The 25,704-nt window shown below is 48.6% G+C and carries 27 protein-coding genes; 13 read left to right on the top strand and 14 right to left on the bottom strand.

Annotation, left to right across the window (positions count from 1 at the left end):
- Nucleotides 1-129: 129 nt before the first annotated feature.
- Entirely contained in the window at nt 130-1,359 is a 1,230-nt protein-coding gene (locus tag WC659_03490) for an ABC transporter permease (protein ID MFA4872970.1), read from the top strand.
- 232 nt (nt 1,360-1,591) lie between these two features.
- Nucleotides 1,592-2,842: an ABC transporter permease gene (locus WC659_03495; protein MFA4872971.1), complete on the top strand. Its 1,251-nt coding sequence runs from the start codon at nt 1,592-1,594 to the stop codon at nt 2,840-2,842.
- 175 nt (nt 2,843-3,017) lie between these two features.
- Here the strand turns inward: WC659_03495 and WC659_03500 are convergent, their stop codons facing one another.
- Nucleotides 3,018-3,785, bottom strand: coding sequence for a helix-turn-helix domain-containing protein (locus WC659_03500; GenBank protein ID MFA4872972.1), 768 nt, complete (start codon nt 3,783-3,785; stop codon nt 3,018-3,020).
- A gap of 235 nt (nt 3,786-4,020) precedes the next feature.
- Here WC659_03500 and WC659_03505 point away from each other — a divergent pair, with 235 nt between their 5' ends.
- Entirely contained in the window at nt 4,021-5,388 is a 1,368-nt protein-coding gene (locus tag WC659_03505; protein ID MFA4872973.1) for a radical SAM protein, read from the top strand.
- Nucleotides 5,389-5,624: 236 nt separating this feature from the next.
- Here the strand turns inward: WC659_03505 and WC659_03510 are convergent, their stop codons facing one another.
- From WC659_03510 to WC659_03520, 3 genes are all read right to left on the bottom strand, one after another.
- A complete protein-coding gene (locus tag WC659_03510) occupies nt 5,625-6,155 on the bottom strand; it encodes an NUDIX domain-containing protein (protein MFA4872974.1) in 531 nt (176 codons plus the stop codon).
- A gap of 16 nt (nt 6,156-6,171) precedes the next feature.
- Nucleotides 6,172-6,519 carry a nucleotide pyrophosphohydrolase gene (locus WC659_03515; GenBank protein MFA4872975.1) on the bottom strand — a complete coding sequence of 116 codons (348 nt, stop codon included), beginning with the start codon at nt 6,517-6,519 and terminating at the stop codon, nt 6,172-6,174.
- A 107-nt stretch (nt 6,520-6,626) separates the two neighbouring features.
- A complete protein-coding gene (locus WC659_03520; protein MFA4872976.1) occupies nt 6,627-7,745 on the bottom strand; it encodes a PEP-utilizing enzyme in 1,119 nt (372 codons plus the stop codon).
- Nucleotides 7,746-7,858: 113 nt separating this feature from the next.
- Between WC659_03520 and WC659_03525 the strand changes: the two genes are divergently transcribed.
- The 10 genes from WC659_03525 to hisIE all read left to right on the top strand — a co-directional run bounded on the left by WC659_03525 (nt 7,859) and on the right by hisIE (nt 16,551).
- Nucleotides 7,859-8,143, top strand: a complete 285-nt coding sequence (locus tag WC659_03525; protein MFA4872977.1) for a YerC/YecD family TrpR-related protein — start codon at nt 7,859-7,861, stop codon at nt 8,141-8,143.
- 75 nt (nt 8,144-8,218) lie between these two features.
- The gene (gene hisS, locus WC659_03530; protein ID MFA4872978.1) at nt 8,219-9,508 is read left to right on the top strand and encodes a histidine--tRNA ligase; all 1,290 of its coding nucleotides are present in this window, start codon (nt 8,219-8,221) and stop codon (nt 9,506-9,508) included.
- Complete coding sequence (gene hisG / locus WC659_03535; protein ID MFA4872979.1) at nt 9,495-10,115, top strand: ATP phosphoribosyltransferase; 621 nt, start codon at nt 9,495-9,497, stop codon at nt 10,113-10,115. The genes hisS and hisG overlap by 14 nt, the downstream gene beginning before the upstream one ends.
- 2 nt (nt 10,116-10,117) lie before the next feature.
- The gene (locus tag WC659_03540) at nt 10,118-10,372 is read left to right on the top strand and encodes a SemiSWEET family transporter (GenBank protein ID MFA4872980.1); all 255 of its coding nucleotides are present in this window, start codon (nt 10,118-10,120) and stop codon (nt 10,370-10,372) included.
- On the top strand, nt 10,369-11,655 hold the full coding sequence (gene hisD, locus WC659_03545; GenBank protein MFA4872981.1) for a histidinol dehydrogenase: 1,287 nt from the start codon (nt 10,369-10,371) through the stop codon (nt 11,653-11,655). The genes WC659_03540 and hisD overlap by 4 nt, the downstream gene beginning before the upstream one ends.
- 10 nt (nt 11,656-11,665) lie before the next feature.
- Nucleotides 11,666-13,231, top strand: a complete 1,566-nt coding sequence (gene hisC, locus WC659_03550; GenBank protein ID MFA4872982.1) for a histidinol-phosphate transaminase — start codon at nt 11,666-11,668, stop codon at nt 13,229-13,231.
- On the top strand, nt 13,228-13,818 hold the full coding sequence (gene hisB, locus WC659_03555) for an imidazoleglycerol-phosphate dehydratase HisB (protein MFA4872983.1): 591 nt from the start codon (nt 13,228-13,230) through the stop codon (nt 13,816-13,818). Before hisC ends, hisB begins: the two co-directional genes overlap by 4 nt.
- A complete protein-coding gene (gene hisH / locus WC659_03560) occupies nt 13,815-14,405 on the top strand; it encodes an imidazole glycerol phosphate synthase subunit HisH (GenBank protein MFA4872984.1) in 591 nt (196 codons plus the stop codon). The genes hisB and hisH overlap by 4 nt, the downstream gene beginning before the upstream one ends.
- Entirely contained in the window at nt 14,396-15,871 is a 1,476-nt protein-coding gene (gene hisF, locus WC659_03565; GenBank protein ID MFA4872985.1) for an imidazole glycerol phosphate synthase subunit HisF, read from the top strand. The genes hisH and hisF overlap by 10 nt, the downstream gene beginning before the upstream one ends.
- A complete protein-coding gene (hisIE, locus tag WC659_03570) occupies nt 15,868-16,551 on the top strand; it encodes a bifunctional phosphoribosyl-AMP cyclohydrolase/phosphoribosyl-ATP diphosphatase HisIE (protein ID MFA4872986.1) in 684 nt (227 codons plus the stop codon). Before hisF ends, hisIE begins: the two co-directional genes overlap by 4 nt.
- Here the strand turns inward: hisIE and WC659_03575 are convergent.
- The 10 genes from WC659_03575 to WC659_03620 all read right to left on the bottom strand — a co-directional run bounded on the left by WC659_03575 (nt 16,548) and on the right by WC659_03620 (nt 25,632).
- Complete coding sequence (locus tag WC659_03575) at nt 16,548-16,709, bottom strand: hypothetical protein (GenBank protein ID MFA4872987.1); 162 nt, start codon at nt 16,707-16,709, stop codon at nt 16,548-16,550. The genes hisIE and WC659_03575 overlap by 4 nt on opposite strands.
- A 197-nt stretch (nt 16,710-16,906) precedes the next feature.
- Entirely contained in the window at nt 16,907-19,666 is a 2,760-nt protein-coding gene (locus WC659_03580) for a heavy metal translocating P-type ATPase (GenBank protein ID MFA4872988.1), read from the bottom strand.
- 7 nt (nt 19,667-19,673) lie between these two features.
- The gene (locus WC659_03585) at nt 19,674-19,892 is read right to left on the bottom strand and encodes a heavy metal-associated domain-containing protein (protein MFA4872989.1); all 219 of its coding nucleotides are present in this window, start codon (nt 19,890-19,892) and stop codon (nt 19,674-19,676) included.
- A 42-nt stretch (nt 19,893-19,934) separates the two neighbouring features.
- Nucleotides 19,935-20,603, bottom strand: coding sequence for a cytochrome c biogenesis protein CcdA (locus WC659_03590; GenBank protein ID MFA4872990.1), 669 nt, complete (start codon nt 20,601-20,603; stop codon nt 19,935-19,937).
- Between the two features lie 133 nt (nt 20,604-20,736).
- Nucleotides 20,737-21,234 (bottom strand): DUF1573 domain-containing protein, encoded by a 498-nt coding sequence (locus WC659_03595; GenBank protein MFA4872991.1) that lies wholly within the window; start codon nt 21,232-21,234, stop codon nt 20,737-20,739.
- Nucleotide 21,235: 1 nt separating this feature from the next.
- The gene (locus WC659_03600; GenBank protein ID MFA4872992.1) at nt 21,236-22,267 is read right to left on the bottom strand and encodes a thioredoxin domain-containing protein; all 1,032 of its coding nucleotides are present in this window, start codon (nt 22,265-22,267) and stop codon (nt 21,236-21,238) included.
- 223 nt (nt 22,268-22,490) lie between these two features.
- Nucleotides 22,491-24,227, bottom strand: coding sequence for a sulfite exporter TauE/SafE family protein (locus tag WC659_03605; GenBank protein ID MFA4872993.1), 1,737 nt, complete (start codon nt 24,225-24,227; stop codon nt 22,491-22,493).
- A 38-nt stretch (nt 24,228-24,265) separates the two neighbouring features.
- Nucleotides 24,266-24,538 (bottom strand): metal-sensing transcriptional repressor, encoded by a 273-nt coding sequence (locus WC659_03610; GenBank protein MFA4872994.1) that lies wholly within the window; start codon nt 24,536-24,538, stop codon nt 24,266-24,268.
- A 132-nt stretch (nt 24,539-24,670) separates the two neighbouring features.
- Complete coding sequence (locus tag WC659_03615) at nt 24,671-24,943, bottom strand: hypothetical protein (protein ID MFA4872995.1); 273 nt, start codon at nt 24,941-24,943, stop codon at nt 24,671-24,673.
- A 23-nt stretch (nt 24,944-24,966) separates the two neighbouring features.
- Nucleotides 24,967-25,632 (bottom strand): isoprenylcysteine carboxylmethyltransferase family protein, encoded by a 666-nt coding sequence (locus WC659_03620; GenBank protein MFA4872996.1) that lies wholly within the window; start codon nt 25,630-25,632, stop codon nt 24,967-24,969.
- Nucleotides 25,633-25,704 lie beyond the last annotated feature (72 nt).

Here is a 25,704-nt window from a genome sequence, read left to right on the forward strand (position 1 = left end):
AACCCCAATGTCCAATTCCCAATAAAATCCCAACTCCAAAAATCCCAATTTGGCATTTGTCATTTAATCATTATTGGTCATTGGTCATTCATTTGACATTGGGATTTTGACATTTGGATTTCTATTTCTATGTTTTTCTCCCCCATTAAATCCTCTATTAAAATCCTCCGAAAGAGCCGCAACCGGACTTTTTTATCCATACTCGGGATTGTCATCGGCATTGCCGCCGTCATTATTATCATGTCCGTGGGCGCGGGCGCGCAAAGCCTCATCTTCAACCAAATCACGTCCGTCGGATCCAATCTCATCGGGGTGCTGCCCGGCTACAGCGACGAAGAAGGGCCGCCCGCGTCAATCATGGGCATCGCGGTGACCACCCTCAAACATGAGGACGCACTGGCGCTAAAAAAAATTACGGGAGTGGAGGCGGTGACGAGCTACGTGCGCGGCATTGAGAGCATCCAGTGGCAGAACCAAACAACGGACGCCACCTACATCGGCACTACTGCCGAATACCCGCAGGTGGAATCGGCTGATATGGAGATAGGCGATTTCTTTGACGCATCAAGCGAAACCGGCATCGCGCGCGTCGCAGTCCTCGGCTGGCAAGTCTGGCAGGAACTCTTCGGCGACCAAAGCCCCGTAGGAGAAACCATACGGATAAAAAGCGAACAGTTTCGCGTCATCGGCGTGATAGAGAAAAAAGGGGTGCAGGGATTTGAAAACAAAGATATGCAAGTGTTTATTCCCCTCGAGACTGCGCAAAAACTCATGCTGGGGATCCGCCATGTCAATATGATTCGCATCAAGGTGGTGAGCGATGAAATGGTGTCCACCGCACTCGACCAGACCAAAGCAATCCTAAGAGAGCGCCACCGCCTCACCGGCACGATGCCTGACGACTTCACGGCGCGCGCGGCAACCCAAGCGCTTGATTCGCTCGGCCAGATCACCAATGCGTTGAAATTTTTCCTGGCGGGGATCGCCGCCATCTCCCTTTTGGTGGGCGGCGTAGGCATAATGAATATCATGCTGATTGCCGTCAATGAGCGGATGAGGGAAATCGGACTTCGCAAAGCAGTAGGCGCCACCAATAGCAACATCCAGACACAATTTTTATCGGAAGCCTTGGTGCTCACGGTAGTGGGTGGTGTCATTGGCATTATCGTGGGCGCCGCGGTGTCCGCGCTCGTGGCGCTCGTGGCAAATTACCTTGGCTACCAATGGCAATATGTGGTCACCCTCTCATCGATTGTGCTTGGTGTTGGCTTTTCCGGCATGGTGGGCATCGTGTTCGGCTGGTATCCTGCCCGACGGGCATCAAAACTCGAACCCGTGGAAGCGCTGAGATATGAATAATTCAAATCCATAATTTTCAAGGTTCAATTTTGCAATTTTTCCCCCGACTTGTCGGGGGATCCCGCTGCGGCGGGACAATCAATGTTACAATGATCCAATTTTCCAATGTTTGAAAATTGTCGCATTGAAAATTATTTGAAAATTGAGCACTGGGAATTGAAAATTATCAAGGTTGGGATTTATTTGGACACTGGACATTGGAATTTGGAAATTGAAATACACTCATTACTTTATGACTCTCCTCTCTCCCCTCTCCATCTCCTACCGCACCTTGAAGGCCCACAAAGTGAGATCGCTGCTCACGGTACTTGGCCTCATGATCGGTGTCATGTCAATCATTCTCGTCATGAACATGGGGCAGGGCATCAAGCATTTCGTATTAAGCGAAGCATCGGCCTTTGGTACCGATTTTATCCAAATTGAAATCAAGGTGCCTTCCACGAAACATACCTCCAGCGAAAACGCCATGGGGCTCGCCCAGGGCATTACCATCACGACGCTGAAGATAAAAGACGCGGAACAGATAGCGAAACACCCTAATATCAAAGGCTATTACGCGAACCAAATGGGTCAGGAGATTGTGAGCACTGACATGGATGATAAAACGGCGATGCTCTGGGGTGTGTCAGCGCAGTTTTTTGGCCTGTATCAAGCGCAGGTGGCAGAAGGCCGCCCTTTTACCGATGAAGAAGACAAATCCCAGGAACAAGTGGCGGTCATCGGCACCGCTTTAAAAAAAACATTATTCAATGATGATGCCGCGCTCGGCAAGAAGATAAAAGTGGGAACGACGAAATTTACCGTCATCGGCGTCATGGAGGAGCAAGGAAGCTACTTTGGGTTCCTTGATATGGATAATATAGTCTTCTTGCCAGTGAGAACCCTGCAGAAAAAAATTATGGGCATTGACCACCTCCAGTCCATCACCGCATATTTGAAAGACCCTAATCTCGCGCATGCCACCGCAGAAGACATAACCGGCATCCTGCGTGAACAGCACGCGATTACTGATCCTAAAAAGGACGACTTTTCGGTCACCACCATGGATGATGCGCTTGCCATGATCAACACCATCAGCGGCGGCATCACGCTCTTGCTTGTCGCGATCGCCGCCATCTCCCTTTTGGTGGGCGGCGTGGGCATCATGAACGTGATGTATGTGTCGGTGTCAGAGCGCACGTATGAAATAGGGCTGCGCAAGGCGGTGGGAGCGACAGAAAAAGCAATCCTTTGGCAATTTTTATGGGAAGCGATTTTCTTGACATTTTCCGGAGGGCTTGTCGGCGTGACCTTAGGCACGCTCCAAAGTTTCGCCGTCACCTATGCGGCAAGGTATGCAGGAATTGACTGGGGCTTCCAATTTTCCTGGGGAGGCGTGGCGCTCGCGGTATGTTTTTCCGTGGTGGTCGGCCTCATCTTCGGCATTTATCCCGCGCGCAAAGCATCCCGCATGCAGCCAGTCGAAGCCCTAAGGCAAGAATAATTTTCAAGGCAAAAATAAAAACCATATCATACCCTGATATGGCATCTTGTTCCGTTAAAACTATTCACCTATTTCCGCCATAGGCGGACAAGCGCGCCTGCCCCGCTCGCCACGTTGCATAACTGTGGCCGCATGGCTGGGGCGAATTAGAGAAGGTAAATGAAATAATTCGTGTTTATTTGGTTTTCTCATCCCTTCCCAGCGATTCCCACAGTGACCAAAATAAGAAACACAAAATTTGCGCAATTGGTACACTCTCAATCACTATCGCTTGTGGTACTTTCTCAAACGAGACCAGGACAATTTTATCACCACAGAGACAGAAGATGGAATTGAACGTAATTGGTTTAGACAAAAAGCGATACTCGCGGAATAACGTGTCGCCTTCCTGAAACCGTTTCTCACTAATCAAATTACGATCGGTAATCGCATAGAGCTTTGACCCACCAATCTGGCGGCGTTTTTTTGTAAATTTTTTAAGGATCTGCGCCAACGTCGTGTGTGCAAGTACTGTATTTCCCGAGTACACAAAAAGAAGATCATGCCGATCATGGAGGAGCTCGCTCCCCAGTTTCCACAGAGACATCACGCCTTCATATATTCTCACGTGCGGCATCGTCGCCGGAGACGCGGCAGCGAGTGCTTGCAATCGCGGCAAAGCTTTCATAAGGCTATTTTCTTTTGCTTCAATTTCAGCCTTCTGCGCGCGGACAAGTTTTAACAATTCTTCCGGATCGACCGCGCTGTAAGCTTTCTTGCCCTTTTTAACGCTCACTTCGATAACCCCAAGCTTAATGAGTCGCTCCAAGCAAAAATACACAGTGGGACGTTTAATACCCGAAATTTGGCTGATTTCCCTAACTTCACTCGCTCCAAGCTTAAGCAAGGTGGTAAAGATACTTGCCTCTTTCTGTGATAATCCCAATTTTTCTAGAATTTTCATATTTCTGTTAGTAACCGCTGACAACATTGATATCTTATTCTTTTGCTTAAATTAGTCAAATTTTCCGTGCCTTGTCCATGTAATGAAAAAATATTTCAGTACCTATTGTTAATAGAGCAGCAATGGAAGAAGCTGATAGTGATAAATTCACAACATTCTGTCATTCCGGACCTGATCCGGAGAATCCAGAAAAACAAATCACGTCAAATGAACCTTAACAAAAGGAGATGAGAAAATGAAAAAGAGAGTATTGTTTTTGCAATTCACGATCGGTACACTAGACCGTGGATATTGGAATCCTCTTGGTTTGGCTCCGCATGATTATTTCTACGCGGAGCCAGGTGTCGCTTGGGTGGCACAAGCGATCGCGGCCGACCACGAAGTCCAAGTGATCGACTGCGACTTCTTGAACGATGAGGAAGTGTTGTCCTCAATCGCCCAATTTGGTCCCAATATCGTCGGATTTTCCTGCTTCACCGCAGGATATCCACGAGCACAGAGGATTACCTGGTTAATTAATTCGGCAATTGTGAAACTTTGGGGCGGTTGGCACGCATCAATGATCTCGGCGCAAGTGCTCGCGGAGAACCCAAATTCTATCGTAGTCAAGGGAAGAGGCGAGGGAGTTATTCGAGATATCGTGAATTCGCCCCGGCACTACACCGGAACAATTATCGATGGGAACGCGATTCCAGCGCCGCGACATTATCCCTTCTCCGTGGTTACGCGGACGCCGTATTTTAAATTCTTCGGCGTTCCACCGGAACAAAAAACAGCTTCTGTCGTTATTTGCGGAGGCTGCACTTTAGGGTGCAGCTATTGCCCATCGGCCAGATCTGGTCTCGGGTTTATGCGATCCCCTGAAGATATCATTCACGAAGTAATACAGCTCGAAGAACGAGGAGTCAACTTTATCTTTGTTCGAGATGAAAATCCCTTCCTCCTCAAGTTTCGACCATGGTTGCTCCGCTTCTGTGATCTCGCCGAACGAACAATTCGTGGACGGGTTCAATTCCATTCATTCGGCGACGCACGCTTTGTCGACACAGAACTCGTTCAAGCACTGGCAGGAGCAGGATGGAGCGGTTTGGATATCGGGATAGAACACATCACCGCTGCGGGTCGCAAACGCTTAGGAAGAAAACAGGACTGGTGGAAAACCGTCGAGGCGTTCGAAATGATGAAGAATAAGGGTTTATTTTTGACCGCAAATTTCATTGTCTGGGCTCCTGGAGATACTCTTAAAACATTTAACCAAACACTACTGGGTCTTAAGGAACTCCGACCTGACGAATTACTGCCGCTATTTTTCACTCCTTTACCAGGATTGGCCGATGGCAAGTTTGACAGTCTTCCAAGGCGAACCCAACGATTGGAGGATTTTCATTTTTTAAAACCAATTCTGGTAAATGACGCACAAGTAACCGATGAGGAGCTCATCGTACAGAGGAAACTCCTCATGCGAAATTATTACTCTTCATCTGAATATATAGCTTTAATGAAATTCCGAAGACGACAATTCGGAGACCAGCGGTTCAAGAATCTCACCGCCATCCGCCGGCAAAGGTTCTTGAAATACGGCATTGATCTATGGAACCTTTAGTAAAAAACGTCCGCATATAGTACGATCGTATTATAGACGGACGTTTCCTAAACAGCAAAGACCGCTACAATATACGCAGCGGTCTTATTTTTTACACTATTCCCCTATTCCCCTATTTCCGCCATAGGCGGACATGCGCGCTCGCCCCGCTCGCCACGTTGCATAACTGTGGCCGAATGGCTGGGGCGAATTAGAGAAGTATGTGATGTATAATTTTCCTATAATCCTTTAAAAAACTATGGTGAGAATCCCGCATCAATGATGCGCTTGGCTTCAGTGAGAAACGCCAGTTCCCGCGCGTGGATGAATATGCCAAAATAATTGTCCACTTTCTCACCGCGTATCACATTGATGGCTTCCTCAAGCCCCATCCACTGGATTTCAAGCCCTTTCTCTTTCTCATCCTGGGTAAGCTGCGGCTCTTGTAGCTCGCCCACCGACCGCGCTATCCAACAATACGAATCCCTCATTTGCCGCGCGCGATCGCGATACTCGATGACGCGCCCCACTTCATGGAGCAGAGTGACTTCACAGCCCACTTCCTCGCGCAACTCCCTCTTCAGCGACGCGGCAATTGATTCGCCGTCTTCCACGCCGCCGCCCGGCAGCTTGTGGTAACCGCGGTTTTTAATGTACACAAGCGCAATCTTTTGCACGGAATTAATCACGACCGCACGCACCGAGAGCTTACGATCATTATATATTCCATGCCGCGTATCAGCGTCTTTCAACAAATCACGATCATGAATCTCTTGCAGTAGCTTCATGAGGATTATGGCATATTTATAATTTTGTATATTTTGTATTCTTCCCCTTTGATTTCTCTATGGGATATTTCGCTTCGTTTTTCCTGATTTTTTTCTGCGCGGCGGTGATCAGGTCAATGCCGAGCTTATCGCTCAACATTAGCAGGTAAACCAGCACATCTGAAAGTTCATCGCTCACTTCGCCCTTCTGGGCATCGAGGTATAGAGCGAGCTCTTCTCCATTTTTCCATTGAAAATGCTCTAGGACTTCAGCAGCCTCCAACACAAGCGAAATGGCAAGATCTTTGGGATTATGGTACTGATCCCAATCCCGGGCATTGGTAAATGCGCGTATTTTATTAAGAAGAGTCTCTATTGAGTCCATAAAATTACCATAAAATTACGATATTGACAGTATAATACTCAGCGCCTTTAGTATCAAATGAGTGTTACACGCACACAGGATATCACGCGTCGTTTATATGAAAAATTTCATGCAAGCACTGCATTACGCGATAAAACATTTACGATGCCGTGATCCGCGTCAACCTCGACCAAATCTCCCTGTTGCAGTATGGAGGTTGCGTTCTGTGTGCCGACAATGCACGGTTTCTTCAATTCCCGGCAAATAATCGCCGCATGGGTGAGTACGCCGCCAAGATCAGTCACTACCGCGATTGCCTGCGTGATGAGGGTGATGTACTCTGGCGTGGTCATAGTGCACACCAACACTTCATTCTCTTTAAATATTCCTTCCTGCACGCGCGCTTCAGGCACGATGCGCACGCGGCCTTGCACGACCCCTCCATGCCCTATGTGGCCCTTGAGTGTAGCTTTAACCCCTACGTCAACATGATGGTGCAGAATCTGGAATTCGCTGTAGAGCGATCCCAACAGCCTATTATAATCAAGAAACCATATCCCGGATTCCTCCACGGTCACGGTTTCAAAATAACCCTGCAAATAATTATTTGAAAATAAAGCTCCCAATTTCTGTTGCAGCACATCCTGGATATGCCTCTCTTCTACCAAAAGGTGCTTCATGATAGCCAGCAAATGCTGCTGCGCCTCCTGATCATCTCCGCTTAATGTCCACTCACGCCAATCAAAAGAGAATGTGAGAGGCACCTGTTCAGCGTAAAACCCCTGCGTGAGCTGATAGTGGCCTCCGCGAATGATTTCTCCGCAAATACCATATGCATTGACGACGAAAATGGTTGACCACAGCGTGGTTTTATGGGAAACAAAATCTGCCCTGTAGTTCACCGGTTCAATCTGCTGCGCATGGAACCATGCCACGGCCTCTTTTACCGTATGCCCCCGCATGCGCAGCTTAGGCAAAGAAGGGTCAAGGGGAATGAGCCTTAACGCGCATAGTTCGTCACCCCGCGCGGCAAAGAATTCCTGAAATAGGGCGCTCTGCGAAGCAATATCCATTGCCGAAAATTGCACAGGCCTGTCAAAGGGAAGCCCGATCACTTCATTGAGCACCTTCATCCGTTCACGCTTTTCATTGTCTTCCTCGCGGAAAGCCCTTGCCTTTTCATGGCCGATTTTCTCCAGCCATTCCGTCAAAGAAATCTGCGTCTGGTAAAGTTTCGTAATATCCATATAGCCTTATGCCTATCTTCTCTAATTCATTTTACCTCCAATGATAAAGTCTTGACAAGAAAATATACAGCCGCTATACTTGTGCTACTGTGCTAATACAGTGAAACACTACTATGGAACAACAGCTCTCGACAAAACAGGCCAATGACCTTTTTGACGCAATATTATCGCTCAAATCAGCCAAAGAATGCAAAGCATTTCTTAGGGATCTCTGCACTCTGTCTGAAATTGAGGCGATGATAGAACGTTTACATGTTGCCAAAATGGTTAAAAGTGACATACCATACCGTGAAATTAGCGCTAAAACCGGTTCAAGTACCGCTACCGTCACCCGTGTGGCCCATTGGTTTCATCATGGGATGGGTGGCTATGGGCTTGTGCTTGACCGCGTGAAATAAACTGCATCAAACACTTGCGTCCAGTCACCCGTTTAAAAAACGGGTTTTTTATTTTATTCACCTAATTTTTGCCTTATGAACAAAATCCAACCAACGATTCTCAAAGGAACCCGCGATGTGCTCCCTCCGCAAATGATACAGCGCAATGCGGTCATGGAAACCATGCGTAAGACTTTTGAAAGTTTCGGATATGCACCGATTGAAACGCCGATAATTTGCCCTGCGGAGACCATTTTGGGCAAATATGGCGAAGAAGGAGACCGGCTCACCTATTCATTCAAAGACCGAGGGGGAAGGCTCATCGCGTTGCCATATGATTTGACGGTGCCCTTCGCGCGTTTTTTCGCGGCAAATTATCAAAAATTGCCTTTTCCTTTCAAGCGCTACCAAATGCAGCGTGTGTGGAGAGCGGAAAAACCGCAAAAAGGTCGCCTGCGCGAATTTTACCAGTGCGATATTGACATCATCGGATCAAAAAGCCTGATCTGTGAAGCAGAAATTGTCAAAATTATCGCGGTAGTATTTGAAAAACTGGGAATTCGAAACATCGTGATCAAGGCGAACTCAAGACGGCTGATGAATGCAATATTGCAGTCTTATGGCATTGATCAAGACAATGCGGTATCAGTCATTCGCATAATCGACAAAATGACAAAAATCGGGAAGGATTCTGTAATATCAGAATTGAAAAAAATGGGGGTAAACGACGCCGAAAAAATAATCAAAACGCTTTCTCCTGAAGATACAAACGCAAACACGCTGAAAAAACTAGCCGCGTACGACAGCTCCTCTTTGGAAGAATTTTTAGCTTACTGTAATACCCTTGGCGTACCTGAAAAATGCCTCCAAATTGATCCGACGCTGGCGAGAGGGCTCGATTACTATACTGGGCTTACCTTTGAGGCGGTGAGCGAGAATACGGATTTCGGATCAATATGCGCCGGCGGCCGTTATGACGATCTCTGCGGCATTTTCTCTGATAAAAACTTTTCCGGAGTCGGCGTCGCGTTCGGTTTTGAACGGATCATGCTATTGCTCGAACAACTGCGGCTTTTACCCAACGGCAGCGCACCGTCGCAAGTTCTCGTGACTATTTTTGATAAAAATTCAATCCAAGAAGCGCTGCAGATTTATAACAGGCTCATTGAAGCCGGCGTCGCGGCGGAAATTTACTTTGAACCTGAAAAGCTGTCAAAACAATTCAAATTCGCGGATAAAAAACAAATTCCGTTTGTGCTTATTCAGGGGCCTGATGAGAGGGGAAAAAGTGAAATTACCGTCAAACGAATGCAAAACGGAAAACAGAAAACTTTGCCGGTAAGCCAATTAATTTCCTATCTAGGAAATTTCTATGAAACGAAATAATATCAGGATCGCAATTCAGAAAGAAGGGCGGCTTAAAAACCCGAGTCTTGAGTTTCTTGAATCTTTAGGCCTTCAATTTTCCAAAGCCAGCGGCAGAACGCTTGTCGTGCCCTGCGAGAACGTTGATGTCGAAATTTTGTATGTGCGACACAGCGATATACCGCAGTATCTCCAGAGCGGAGCGGCTGATTTTGCCGTTGTCGGCGGCAATGTGCTGTATGAAAATAATTTTAACATAAGAGAAATAAAACAACTGGATTTTGGCATATGCAGTTTGGTGATCGCCATACCAATCGACTCTCCCATTCAAAAAACACAGGAGCTTGAAGGAGAACGTATCGCAACGTCTTATCCAAACAGCTTGCGCAAATTTTTACAAAAACAAAAAATCAATGCGTCCATCATTGAAATAACGGGCTCCGTTGAAGTTGCGCCCGCGTTGGGGCTTGCAGATGCGATTTGCGATCTTACACAGACAGGGAATACGCTCAAAGAAAACGCTCTGAAACCGATAGAAACATTATTTGATTCTATGGCTGTATTCATTGCGTCGCCGTTTGAAAGCAGGCAGAAGAGTGGATTTATCAATAAATTTTTAACCCAATAAATATGATTGAACTAATTGGATACACAGCAGCATTTCTTACGGCATCTGTTATGATACCTCAAATTGCTAGATCAATTCGCACGAAAAGCGTTGGAGATATCTCGTTTATGATGTTGGCTTTATACATTACAAATACAGGATTATGGGTAACTTATGGCGTTCTCATAGGGGCTGGACCTGTTGTCGTAGCAGATAGTTTTGCTTGCTGTGCTGGAATTACACAATTAATTATAAAATTAAAATACAATAAATTATGAAAAAATATTACTTCAAGCAACTTGACGACGTCTTATTAAAAAACCTTTGCGAAAGAAAGGCAATCCGTTTTGATGACGTTTTGCCCGTTGTTAAAAACATACTGGATAAAGTAAAAAATAATGGCGATGAAGCTGTGGGTGAATTTACGCAAAAATTCGACAAAGTTCACCTTTCGTCTCTCGCCGTAACTCAACAGGAAATTGATCGGGCTTGCAAGCGCATTCCGACAAACATTCAAAATGCTTTCGCACAAGCGGCGCGTAATATTGAGAAATTTCACAAATCACAATTGGTTAAACGGATAAAAGTGGAAACAGCAGCGGGGGTTACCTGTTTTACAGAGACGAGGCCGATTGAAAAAGTCGGATTATACATTCCGGGCGGCACCGCTTCCCTGCCTTCCACAGTGCTCATGCTTGCAATTCCTGCAAAGCTGGCGGGATGCGGGGAAATCGTGCTGGTGACCCCGCCCGCTAAAGACGGAAACGTCCCCGATGTTATATTATTCGCCGCCACGCTATGCGGAATTGCGCGAATCTATAAAATTGGCGGCGCACAAGCTATTGCGGCGCTTGCGTTCGGCACGGAAAGTATACCAAAGGTGTACAAAATTTTCGGTCCTGGCAATCAGTACGTCACCGCTGCAAAGATGCTTGTTTCCATCGATCCTGAAGGCGCTGCTATTGATATGCCCGCGGGCCCGACGGAGGTGCTGGTGATTGCCGATGAAAGCGCGCGAGCCGATTTTGTGGCAGGCGATCTTTTGGCGCAAGCGGAGCACGGTGCTGATTCGCAGGCGATACTCATTGCCACTTCCGACAAGAAAGCTGACGAGGTTTCAGATGAAGCGTATCGGCAACTACAAACCCTGCCGCGAAAAGAGACTGCTCAAAAATCTTTGAAAAACAGCTTCGCCATCATTGTCAATTCTATGAATGAGGCCCTTGCATTCTCCAACAGATATGCGCCGGAACACCTTATCTTGAATGTGAAAAACGCCTTCAGGTACGTGCCAAAAGTGGAAAGCGCCGGTTCCGTATTTTTAGGTCCGTACTCCTGTGAATCAGCCGGGGATTATGCAAGCGGTGCCAATCACACGTTGCCGACGTATGCGCGAGCCCGCGCCTCCGGAGGCGTCTCGGTAAGTAGTTTTCAAAAACAAATAACCTTTCAAAAAGTGACGAAGCAAGGCGCGAAAAATATAAACCCTCTCGTGTCCACCATGGCCGGTCAAGAATCGCTTGAGGGGCACAAAAGAGCCATGCAATTGCGTTTAGAATGACTGTTATAATATGAGGAATCTCGCACTGGATAGAATCCGAAAGATGAAACCGTATATACCACCATTAGACGGCCGATTTATGTATGGTGGAATGCTGCTGGATTTCAGTGAGAACACATTATCATCCCGAAGTAAGGTCGCTCAAGCACTGAATAAATTTGTGAAGGAGAGAAAACTGCATATCTATCCCGAGTATTATAATTTGGAAGAAATAATCGCAAACTACGCGGGAGTGAATGCAAATCAGATAATGATCACCAACGGTTCCGACCAAGGAATTGACGTTATCTTTCGCACATTCACCGATAAGGGGAGCAAGGTCATCATTCCGCGCCCCAGCTTCGCCATGTTTTACCAATGCGCCCAAGTGGTCGGTAATGAAGTGGTGCGCCCCGCATATCGAGAGGAAGATCTTTCATTTCCGTTGGATGAAGTGCTTAATTCGATTGATGACGAGGTAAGGCTCGTGGTGGTGTGCAATCCCAACAATCCTACGGGTACCGCCGTATCCGTTGCCGACATTGCAAAAATCGCACGTAAGGCGAAGGAGGCGATCATTTACGTCGATGAGGCATATTTTGAATTTTCAAAGATCACCGCTCTGCCACTCATTAATAGATTTCCTAACATCGTCATCACGAGGACTTTTTCGAAAGCATTCGGTCTCGCCTCCATGAGAATCGGCTACGTCATTGCAAGAAAAGAATATATATCCGAAATGCTGAAAGTGCGCGGTCCTTTTGATATCAATATGGCCGCGTACTATACCGCCAGTGCCGCACTTGAGGAGAAACAAAATATGCAACGTTACGTTGATGAAGTCATGCAGCGCGCAAAACCGTTTGTGGAAAAATTCTTTTCCCAAAATGCCATACCATATTTCTCCTCTTGTGCAAATTTTATTCTGTTTCGTCCAGACAATCCCGCCCGCGTCATGACACAACTTCGTAGGGGCGGTGCGCTGGTGAGACCGCAAACTCAAAAAGGGGTGGAAAACACTTTACGGGTAAGCATTGGCACCGCTGATCAAATGCAGAAATTCGTGGAGATTTATAAAAAATTCGTTCTGAGCAACTCTCAACAAAAATATGCATTTCTTGATCGTGACGGCACACTGATATATGAACCACAAACCACGTATCAAATCGACAGTGTAAGGAAACTAAAAATCCTTGACGGCGCGATAAAAGGACTGCAAGAACTGCAAAAAAGGGGTTATTCATTAATAATGATTTCCAACCAGGACGGCTTGGGCACCTCGTCATTCCCTCGTAAGAATTTTAAAGCTCCACAAGAGAAGATGCTGAATATTTTCCGCAAAAAGGGAATAACTTTTGAACGGATATTCATCTGCCCTCACCTGCCGCATGAGGCGTGTACTTGCCGGAAACCAAAAATGGGACTGGTGGATGCGTATTTGAGGAACTCAAATTTTGATAAAAACCTGTCATTGGTGTGCGGAGACAGAAAAAGCGACCGGCAGTTCGCAAAAAATATCGGCCTTACATTCGTCTTTATGGAGACGAACGGCAATTTTTACGAAGCAATTAAATCAGTGCTAACCGAATCTCTATGAAATCAAGAACGGCAACAATCAGGCGCAAGACGATGGAAACGGATATAACTGTAAATGTGAATCTCGACGGTACGGGCAAATACCGGGTGGATACCGGCATCGGCTTCCTGAATCACATGCTGGAGCTTTTTTCCAAGCATTCATTGATAGATCTCACCCTGAAAGCGAAAGGCGATGCGAAGGTGGATGAACACCACACTATTGAGGACGTCGGCATCTGTCTCGGCAAGGCGCTGCGCAAGGCTTTAGGGGATAAGAAAGGCATTGAGCGGTATGGATTTCTGCTGCCGATGGACGAAGCTCTGACCGAAGCCGCAATTGATTTGGGCGGAAGGCCTTATCTTGTGTGGAACGTTTCTTTTAAGCGGGAAATGATCGGAGACATGCCGACAGAGCTTTTCGAGGATTTCTTCAAGGCAGTGGCCGATAACCTTCAAGCGAATATCCACCTCAATGTAAAATACGGCAGGAATGAACACCACATCGCGGAAAGCGTCTTTAAGGCGCTCGCAAGATGCTTGAGGTCTGCAGTGAGCCGCCAAACTCGCACGAAAAAACTATTACCCTCTACCAAAGGAAAACTATGATTGCCATAATCAATTACAAGGCCGGCAATGTCGCGTCAGTGAAAAATGCGCTGGAACGGCTGGGGAGCGCGTGCACCGTCACATCCGATCCGGAGGAAATTCTATCCGCTGATGGCGTGATTTTCCCTGGCCAAGGCAGGGCAGGCGCCGCTCTGTCAGAACTGCAAAAGGCACGCATTGATACCGTTATCCCTCGAATCACCAAGCCGTTTTTAGGCATTTGTTTAGGGATGCAGCTCCTTGGACGCTTTTCCGAAGAAGATAACACAAAATGTCTCGAGGTGTTTCAGGGTATAAGTCGCAAGTTTCCGCCGACGCTCAAAACCCCGCACCTCGGCTGGAATAAAGCAGAACTCACGAAAAAATCCCCCCTCACGGCGGGTATCACGAACGGATCGTACTTTTATTTCGTGCACTCATATTACATGGATGCTACGGAGGATCAAACGGCGGGGACAACGAGTTATGGTTTTGATTTCACTTCAATCATGCAAAAAGACAACTTTTTTGCCGTCCAGTTCCACCCAGAAAAATCCGGCGCGCAGGGCTTGCGATTGCTTACTAATTTTTACGAATTATGCTTGTAATACCAGCCATTGATATTGTCGGCGGCAAATGCGTGCGCCTCACGCAGGGCGATTTTGCCAAAAGCACCCTCTACAGCGCGAATCCGGCTGATGTCGCGAAAGATTTTGAACGTCAGGGTACGCGATTTCTGCATGTCGTGGATTTGGACGGCGCCAGAACAGGTTTTCCGGTGAATTCGGAAACAATTCTTTCCATCGCAAAATCGGTCGGCATTCCGATCCAAATCGGAGGAGGAATCCGCTCCTACGATCAGGCACGCGGGTATCTTGAGGGCGGCGTCTCGAAAATCGTTTTAGGCACCGCGGTTATTGAGAATCCAAAAATGCTAGAGCGCGTGTCCAGGGATTTTGGTAAGTCGCGTGTTACGGTCTCTGTCGACATAAAAGATGGAAACGCTGCCACTTGCGGGTGGCTGAAAAAGAGCACTGAAACCGCTCCTGCACTCATTGCCGCTCTCAAAAAAATAGGTATTGCGTCCGTGATAGTAACCGACACTTCAAAAGACGGCCTGCTCCAGGGTCCGAATTTTGGTTTGACAAAGCTGTTTATTGATGAAGGTTTTGAGACTATCGCGGCCGGAGGCGTGACCTCTTTATCCGATATTAGGGAGTTTACCAAACTTGGCGCGTATGGCGTTATCGTGGGGAAAGCGATCTATGAAAATAAGATTGATATGCGAAACGCGCAGCGCGAAGCGGCGTACAAAAGCAGCTTGGCAAAAAGAATAATCCCGTGTTTGGATGTAAAAAATGGACGCGTGGTAAAGGGCACTTATTTTACGAATCTGCGCGATGCCGGCGATCCCGTTGCATTGGGAAAAAAATATTGCCAGCAAGGAGCCGATGAGCTCATTTTATTGGATATTGCGGCAACGTTAGAAAGCCGCAAAACGTTTTGCGATCTGGTATCGGCAATAGCGCGTGAGATAAGCATACCATTTACCGTAGGCGGCGGGATCACCACCATAGAAGACATTCGTAAACTGCTGAGTGTCGGGGCAGACAAAGTTTCCATCGGGACCGCGGCAGTGAGAAATCCCCGTTTTATCAAAGATGCGGCCGCATATTTTGGTTCGCAATGCATTGTTATTTCAATTGACGCAAAAAGGCAGAATGAAGACTTCATAATTTACATAAAGGGCGGGACGGAAAAAACAGAGATGGACGCCGTGGCTTTTTCCAAACAAATGGCGCAGTATGGCGCCGGCGAGCTTCTGGTAAATAGTTTGGATCGCGACGGGACCCAAAAAGGATTTGATGTTGAGCTGTTAAAAAGAGTTACCGACAGCGTATCCATACCGGTGATTGCTTCAAGCGGCGCAGGCTCAATGAGGGATTTCTTGACGGTCTTTGAAAAAACAAACGTAGATGCGGCTCTTGGCGCGAGCATTTTTCATTCTCAAGAGAAGAGCATCATGGAACTTAAAAGGTTTTTATCCAGCAATAACATACCTATACGCCTATGAATACCGTTAAAAATGCGAAAAAAAACGTACTAAAACCTGTTCAGGTTAATATCTCTCATGGGGTAGATAAACTCAACACCGAACGATTGGATTTCGAGAAACTTAGCGGGATCATACCTGCTATCATTCAAGATGCCGACACCAAGCTCGTGCTTATGCTGGGTTTTATGAATAAAGACGCACTGAACAAAACAATAAAAAACAGAAAGGTGACTTTTTGGAGTAGGACAAAAAAACGGCTATGGGAAAAAGGGAAATCTTCTGGCAATACGCTTAAGGTGCTCTCCATTGCCACAGATTGCGACCACGACACGCTTTTGATTTTAACAAAGCCGCAAGGGCCTGTCTGCCACACCGGTGCCTATTCTTGTTTTGGAGTAAAAAAACAAGAGCGATCTGATTTTTTGAAGGAACTCTATGACCTGATCGCCACAAGGAAAAAAGAATTGCCGATACGTTCTTACACCACCTCTCTTTTTAACCAAGGGCTGGGTAAAATACTGAAAAAGGTTAAGGAAGAATCCGGTGAAGTAATACAGGCTGCGAAAAAAGAGTCAAAAACACGGCTCATCGAAGAAAGTGCCGATCTCGTCTATCACTTATGGGTGCTGTTGGCTGAAAAAAACATCTCAATCTGCGATCTCCTTACTGAACTCAAACGCAGAAGAAAAGGCGGTTAAACCCGTTCCCGCTCCCCTACCACCATATAAAAGAGCGTCGGGATGATAAAGAGCGTGAAAAAGGAATAAAACAAAAATCCTATCTCAAAGGACAGGGTGATTTCAAATATGGAAGCGACGTGGTGGCAGATAAACTGCCACGCTACAGTCGATTGCATTTCTCGCCGTATGCCCGCCTGCCAACCCGCCCACAGATACGCAGTTGCTGGCGGGGGCAGGTAGCTTCGGAACTTGTCTCCGACTTCACGTTCGTAGCGTCAGAGCTAGTCTCTGACTTCGTGTGGCAGGCATCCCAGTCATTCGACGGGACAAGAGCTGCCACACTACATTGTCCGTGTGCGTCAGCGTTTGTGTATCAGGCGGCGCTCATTTTCGCAAATGCGATAAACAAAAGCGTGAACACGGCGGTCATAATAAAGGGCGCAAAATCGGAGAGATAGTCGCGCCGTGCTAATTGAAACCGTTTCAAAAGGAGCGAATTGGTAACGACCGAAACCGAGCTTAATGCCATCGCAAGGCCCGCAAGCTCCGGCTTGAGCGACAAGCCGATCCCTATGAATATCCGCGCCGCAACGGGAATACCGATGACGTTATAAAACAGGGCGAAGAACATGTTCTGTTTTACCTTGCTCATGGTCACGCGGCTTAAACGGATGGCATGCGCCACATCTTGCAGGTCATTCTTGATAATCACGACGCCGCCCGCTTCCATCGCCACATCAGTGCCGCTCCCCATGGCAATGCCCACATCCGCCTGTGCGAGCGCGGGCGAGTCATTGATGCCGTCGCCCACCATGGCGACCCTGCTCGCGCGCACGCGCCCCCGCCGATCCGTCTGGGGCACGAGTTGGAGCTTCTTCACTGCTTCTGCTTTTTCGTGCGGCAATACCTCCGCTAAAATATTCTGTTCGGGAATGCCGAGTTGTTTGCCTATTGCCAAGGCAGTACGGCGATTGTCTCCCGTTATCATATAAATGGAAATCTTTGCATCTTTAAGCATGGACAGTGCGGCAAGCGACGTATCTTTGATCGTATCGGATACCGCAATAATGCCCAGCACTTTGTCTCTGCGCGCGAGCAGCATCGCGGTTTTGCCCGCAGTCTCAAGGCGCTCTACTCTGCGGCTAATTATTTCTAAGTTATGCCCCAACCCTGCCATAAGCGCGCGATTGCCAAAGAAATATTCTTGGCCTGCCACAGACCCTGAAACGCCCTTGCCGGGAATCGCTTTAAAATTCTCGACTTCTTGCATCTGCGCGCGTTCGGCTTCCGCGTAGGCGGTAATGCTCTCTGCAAGCGAGTGTTCAGAGCCTTTTTCAAGGCTGCCGGCAATCCCCAACAGTTCGTCTTCCCCTATCTCGCTTACTGAGACAAGGTCAGTTACTTCAGGAGTTCCTTTCGTGAGCGTGCCTGTTTTATCAAAGAGCACCGCATCAATTTTTGAAAGCGCTTCCAAGGGCTCCCCTCCTTTAATCAGTATGCCGAACTCCGCGCCCTTGCCGGTCCCCACCATCACCGCCGTCGGCGTGCCAAGGCCGAGCGCGCAGGGACACGCAATCACAATCACTGACACGAAGGTAAGGAGCGCGAACGTGAGAGAGGCACCTAGGGCAAAATACCATACCAGGAAAGAGAGGAGCGCCAAACCGATCACCGCAGGGACAAACCATGCGGAAATCCGGTCTGCATACGCCTGGATCGGCGCCTTTGACCCTTGCGCGTCTTCAATAAGCTGGATGATGTGTGAAAGAACCGTATCCGCGCCCACTTTCGAAGCGCGAAATTCAAAACTGCCGAGCTTGTTCATGGTCGCGCCGATGACCGTATCGCCCTCTTTCTTTTCCACCGGCATGCTTTCGCCCGTGAGCATGGACTCGTCAACGGCAGAATACCCTTTGGTGATCACGCCATCGACAGGAATCTTCTCGCCCGGGCGCACCACCACCGTATCGCCTGCCACGACCTCTTCCACGGGAATGTCCATAGCGGTTCCTTGGCGCAATACCCGGGCGGTTTTCGCCTGTAATCCCATGAGTTTCTTGATCGCATCGCTGGTGCGGCCTTTCGCGCGCGCTTCCAGCCACTTCCCCATGAGCACGAAGGTAATGAGCAACACGCCGATTTCGAAATAGAGATTAGGAATCTTCTCGCCCAAAAGCGCCCACACAGAACCCGTGGCGAGCCAAAAGCGGACAAACTCGTAAAGGCTGTAGAAAAATGCGGTGCTCGTGCCGATCGCGATGAGGCTGTCCATGTTAAACGTGCCCATGCGCAGGCTAGACCACATGCCGCGGTAAAAACCCGCGCCGAGGATGAATTGCGCCGGCAGCGCCAGCATGAGAGAAATGGCGCCAATGGCAGGAAGGATCTGCTCACGGAAGGGAAGGCGGGAAGAAAAATCAAGCGCCATGAAATAGACGAGCGGCACGCTCAATATCACGCCAAAGATAAACTTGTCACGGTACGCGCGAATTTCCTTCTCGCGCTTTTTCCTATCAAATTCCTGGTCTTTGGGATTGCTTATCTCCGCCTTATATCCCGCGGCCTTCACCGCATCCTTTATCTTCTCCTCATTGAGCTTCCCCGCATCAAACACCACGCGCGCTTTTTCGGCGCCATAATTCACATGCGCCTCCCTGACCCCGGGAACTTTCCTTAATTTGCGCTCAATAAGATTCGCGCAGCTTGTGCAGTGCATGCCATAGATATTGAAACTTGCGCGCCTCTCTCCCTGTGCTCCTGCTGCCTGCGGCGCAGCCTGTGCGGGCTCTCCTTGCTCGCCTTCGCCTAAAGGCTTCGGCGAAGCAGGCCCGCCTTGCGGCAGGCCCGGCGAAGCAGGCTCATACGCGCTTAATCGTTCCAAAAGGGAGCTCATGGGCCGCAGCGTCTTCTGCAAAAATGAAGCAAATTCCTCTGCGTCCTGCTTGCCTTCCGGAAACTCTATGGAACCATTTTTTTGCACCTCAATTTTCCCCACGAACTGGGGCGACTGGTCCTCTGAATGCCGTAAATTCCCTTCAGCGTGAATCGTGCTCTCAATGTGGAGCTTGAACGCGTGCGGGTCTTTTTGCGGCTTTAAATCCATGGGATGAGCCGCGCCATTTGAGGTATCCATATATTTATTATGATAAAACGCCTTCGAGCGTATACGCGCCGAGCGATTCAATCTCTTTCTTTAAACGCTGCCAATCCAGATTCTCTTCGTGTTCAACCACCGTCTTCCCGGTGATAAAATCCACGGTGCACGCGCGCACCCCCGGCACGTCGCGGCAGGCATCTTCGATGAGCGCTTTGCACGATGCGCAATGTGTCCCTTTGATGGTAATGGTCGAGGTAGCCATACTTGATTTATTAAAGTTGCTAAATAAATTATGTTAAGTCTCTCATTTTATAAGCCATACAATAAGCAAAAGGCCAGAAATAATCATGGAGAGCGCCATGATGAGCTTCACCGACGAAAAGGTGCGGGTATGCAGCTGTTGGCAGTACTGGAAAACAGCCTTGTTGCTCACCGAAACAAACAGCACGACGAGCGGAAGGACAAACATGAAATTATACACAAGCAAATACCCCACTCCGCGCCAAAACGTCTCCTTGATGCTCAACAGGCTCACCGTGGCCAGATACACGCCGCCAGAACAGGGAAATTCACAGATACCCACCAACACCCCCAAGGTGATCGCTGACATGATGGTAATCTCCGGTTTCCATTTTGGAATTCGGCAGCGATTGAAGAACGAGGAGAGAAACGGTATCCGCACACGCGGCCATACATACTCCTTAAGGTGGAAAATCCCCAACGCGAGTATGAGGATCGCGGCTGCCCAGCCGAAGAAATCATGAACGCCGAAGAGGTGCGCTACTTTCAGGATCCCCAGCCCTATGAGGAAATAGGTGACATAGGTGGCGGCGATATAGAAGAGGCCGAAACTTATAAAAAGCCTTTTCTCCAGCTTCAAGGAAAGCATCATCGCCAAATAGAACAGGAGCACGCCCACTGCGCAGGGATTGAATGAATCTATAAGGCCATTTATTAAAACAAGAGGAAGCATACATTAAGATAAGCATTTCGTGGCGTATACTGGCGTTATGCTGGCGTAAACTGGCTTCTATACCCCATAGATGCGGAAGAACGCAGATAATTACGCAGAATAACGCAGAAATTAAAAACTCCGGTACGATAAATTATTCGACATCTGCGGTGAATTTCAGGTTCACCAAGGGTCTCAAAGGGTCATTCGTCCTGAAAACCACCTCCCGCGTGACACGACCTTTTACCGGCATGATCGAAGGCTGATAGGTGACTCTTACCACTGCTTCGCCGCGAGGCGATATTTCCCCGCGCCATTGCGGGTTGCGATGCATGGAAAACCGAGGGCTTTCCCTCCCGCCGATGATAAACTGCGCAAACGTGCAATCGCATGAGGTGATCACATCATTGATGACGAGCGGCTTCTCGCCCCGATTTGTTAATCGTATCTCTTTGACTTTTGTTTCTTCCAATTTCATGGTACCAAAATCAAATACGGTTTCATCTATGAGCAAGCGGGGAGCGGGGCTCTCTTGGGTTGTGTACTGGGGAATAGGGGCTCCCCGCTGGCTGAGCGCTGCAGCGAGCACGCCGCCCATGACCATAATAATCAATATGATAATGCCGGCCATGATAGGATCAATCTTCTTCATATCACTCTTTCTTAAGCAGGCCATCAATAATTTGCTGGAACGCCTCATAGGGAAGGGCGCCGCTTACCAGCTGGCCGTTCACAAACGTCGCGGGAGTGCCGTTCACCCCTTTGCGCTGCCCTTCATCAAAATCACTCTGGACCTTTGATGCGTATTTTCCCGCATCGAGACAGCTATTAAATTGCGCTGCGTTAAGCCCCGTATCTTGCGCCCATTTCTTAAATTTATCCAGGCTGTAACCGCTTGGCTGGTTTTCGAAAAGGATGTCGTGATACTCCCAAAATTTCCCTTGCTCGTCGGCGCACTCTGACGCTTCAGCGGCCTTCTGCGCATTGGGATGGAAACTTAAGGGAAAGTGCTTATATACAAGCCTTACTTTTCCCGCATAATCGCTTAATATCTTTTTCAGGGTGGGATAATGCCGCTCGCAAAAAGGGCATTCAAAATCAGAAAACTCAACAAACGTAATAGGCGCGTCGAACTCTCCCCGCACATGATTATCCTCTGCGACCTCAAACGTCTGCAGGGGAAGCGGATTATTCGCGGGCGCGGGGGCAGGCGGAAGGATGGCGCCTGCCGCTTGCTTATTTTGCGCCTGTACGGCTTTTTGTCCCTGCGCTGTGTCATTTGTCCGCGATGCGCGGAGAAGCTTTACTCCCAATACCACATTGAGAGACAGAGAAAGCAGAGAGACGCCCGTGAGAAAACCAAGGAGGAATGGCGCTTTCCCATTACGCGCGGGGATAAACACGCGCTGCGAGGGCGCAGATTTTGTCTCTTTCATTTCTTCCTTCACTTCCCTTATCATCTCCACCGCATAATCCCCCGCTCCCCTTACCGTTTTTTCAATATCCTGTTCGCTGATTTTGCTCTCGTCATACACCACCGCAAGCTTCTGGGATTCGTGGTTCGCTTTCGCTCTTACGACCCCTTCCTTTTTCCCTAAAAGATCCTCGAGAGCGTCAGCGTTCGCGCTCCCGCGCATGCCTGCCTGTGCAGACAGGCCTTTGATATGGAATGTTGCTTTTTTCATAGGTGGAATATAAACATGATAATTGTATTCATTCGCGAGGGCGTGTCACAGTTCGCCGTGAGGATTGTCTGAGGCAGTCCCGATAAGCTATTGACTGATGAGGATTGGAGGCTTATCGGGACGGTCTCCCGACCGCGTCGGGAGAGCCGAGTTCCGCAACAAGAACTGGGGTGCGCTCGAGCAGAATAGTACCAATTCATAGTGTAAAATTAATATTAATCTTCTATTGAGGGACCCCGCAGCTGCCGCTTCCCCCGCCTCCGCAGCCGCATCCGCTCGCGCCTGAAGGCACCGGGGAATTATCGCTCAAAGCCGCGCCAGAAAGAGTGGGGGCGTCCGCGCGGTCAGCGCTCACCGCTTCGATAACGCCAGAAATCATGCCCATCCAGCAGCTGAATTTATATTTCCCGGCTTTGGGCACCGTGAATTCCTTAACCGATGTCGTGCCGGGAGTAAGGTCTATCTGCCCGCTAAACAAGCCGCGCGCGAGCACCGCATTGGTGCAGCCGCTGGTGCCCGTATCAGTAATCTCCCACCTCACGGGCACGCCTGCCCTCACCTTGAAATAGTTAGGCTTATACCCTTGCGAGGACGCTTCCATCTTGATAACCTGCACGCCGTTTACCATGGCGGGAAGGTCTTTATCGTCTGTCTTCGCGGCGCCGTTCGTAGCGGAAGTGGCCGCTTTAAGCGAGAAATTACTTAATGAGGGAGCTCCCAGCGCGTTTAACTGCGAATTAATATTGAAGAGAGCGAAAAAGAGCACCACCACTCCCGCGACCTTAAGGAAGGAGCTCGACAGATGCGGCCTTGAAGCAAATGTGACGCTCGAGAGGCCAATCATGAGGAGAGGCAGTGCGGTGCCCAAGGCAAACGAGAACATGATAAGCCCGCCTTGAAGAGCGCTGCCGGAGAGGAGCGCCAATCCCTGCGCGGTGATGGTAAATCCGCAGGGAAGGAAAAAAGTAAACGCGCCCATCAAGGATGGGAGGAAACGCCCTTTAAATTTCGATTCGTCCGCAATGCGCCGGGTAATGGATTTTGGCAAAGTAAACTGGAATTTCTGAAATGCCTTGACTCCCAGCATTTGGAGGCCCAAAAGCAGCATGAATCCTGAAACGCCAATCACGAGCAAGGAGCTAAAGGTTAAGGAAATTCTCAACTGGCTCCCCACGGCCCCGAGCACCGCGCCGAAAAAGGCGTAGGAAGCCATCCGTCCCGCGTTGAAAAGGAGATGCGGCTGGAGTTTAGAGATGAGCGTTGCCTCGCGCGCGTAAAGCTCATGCCACTGTTTCGACATTGACAGGATGATGCCGCCTACCAAGGCCGCGCAGGTGGAAAGGCCCGCAAGCAACCCGAGGAGAAAAAAAGAAGGCAGGGATGAACGCGCGCTCACATTGACGAGGGCGCCGATACCTAACTTATTAAACAGTATGAAAACGGCAATAATGGCAAGAGAAATGCCGATAACCGCACCCGCATTGCTCTTCTTTTGAACCTCGGCTTCGCGGGTTGGATGGTTAAAAAACCGATATCCATCTTGCTTAAATAATTGATCCAACTCTGCGATATTTGGTTTTTTGTCTCGGTATTCTATTACTACCTCTCCCTTATTGGTTGAGGCTTCGACTGATCGTATGCCATCCAATTTAAGCAGCTTTTTTTCTATAAGCACTTCGCAGCTCGCGCAGTGCATGCCTTTAACATAATAGGTGTGCTCTTGCGTTAGTTGAGCGCTCTGCGCAGGGTCTGCTATGACGCGGTAGCCAAGGCTCCTCAAAGCCTGAATAATTTCATCCTGCGCGATACTCTCTTTGTCAAATTCGACAGACGCCTCTCCTGTCTGCTCATTGACGAGTACGCTCTGCACGCCTGCCAGCACCTCAATTTCTGTTTCAATGCGTATTTTATCATCAATGGATTCCACGCCCTCAAGATGAACCTTTATAGTATGGAACATAAGATTATGGTATCCCGCGCGATATGCGCGGGTGCAGTTTATTTGTTAAACAACTTGGTCACCTTTAATATTTCCTGGGTCATCTCCTGCTTCCTCTTCTCGTTTTTTGTCACCATCGCGGTCTTAAAACAAGAGTTGAGATGATTCTCCATCAGCATCTGGTGGGCGGACTTTAAAAGCCCCACCACCGCTAAATTCTGCTGCATGACGTCGATGCAGTAATGGTTGCCCTCGACCATCTGGATGATCTTTGATAAAAGGCTGTGGGCTTTTTTGAAATTAATCAGGGTCTTCTCTTTGTGGCTTTTCATAGGTGTAGCGATTACGTGGGTATATAGAGTATTAAAAGGCAAATGCTATACCTATACCCCAGGTATAGGTCTATCCCACAGGATAGCAAATCACCGTAGTGCTGTCAATAACCCACAAAGGAGAACACGAGATTAATGGCAACAGCCGGAATCGCCTTTCCCCTCGCTGCCTGATTTCGGCCTTTCGTCCTCTTTGCGCGTGCCATGCGCGCCATGCCTCCGCATCCTGCCGAGATGGAAGGCGATGAGAACAATCGCGGGAATGAACCATACCCAGCTTCTCTCTCCGCCGGACGTGTTGATCCGGCCGCTAAAGAGCACGAGGAACATGGGCAGGAGAATGCACCCTGCCATCATCCACCACATGTGTTTTGAATCATGGTTATTGTGATCGGAGTGCGACATACACATAAATAAAAAGATAAATTTTATCTACTGCTAAATAGAGAACTTTTTAGTTCTGGTTTCCGTTGGGGAACCCATGCGGGCGTTGTTCGCGCGTAGGTTCCCCACGCTTCGCCGAACGTCAATCGTGCTTCTTCCTCTTCCTTTTTCGCCAAGCGCACATACCTCCAGGTCAGGATGGGAAACATGATCAACGTAAGAATCGTCGGCCATTGCAGGAGGAATCCCACCATAATCAAAATGAATGCGGTATATTGAGGATGGCGTATGCGCGCGTACGGACCGGTCATTGCCAGCGCGTGTTCACGCTGCGCCTGATAGAGCACCTTCCACGCATCCGAGAGAAGACCGAAACCGATGAAGATGAGTATAATACTCACGATATGGAATGGTCCTATGTGAGGATTCGCGCGCCAGCCGAAGAGCGTTTCCAGGAGATGGCCTGAGTCGTGGGAAAAGAAGTTGACGCCAGGGAACCTGCTCGTGAGCCACCCTGAGAACAAGTAGATCGTGAGAGGAAAGCCGTACATCTCCGTAAACAGCGCGACGATGAATGCCGCGAATCCTCCCAAGGTGCGCCAGTCTCGCGAAGTTTTCGGTTTCACGAAACTCGCCGCGAAGGCAATCAGCAGGACGGAGGCGATGATAACGAGCGGCCATCTGCCATAGTCCTCGAATAGTGTATTCATGTGGGTTGAGATTATGTGTGTGGTTGCCGCGATAATGTCGACTCGCATCGCCGCATAAATTCAGTGTTGATT

Source organism: Patescibacteria group bacterium, assembly GCA_041645165.1.
Classification (GTDB): Bacteria; Patescibacteriota; Patescibacteriia; order 2-02-FULL-49-11; family 2-02-FULL-49-11; genus 2-02-FULL-49-11.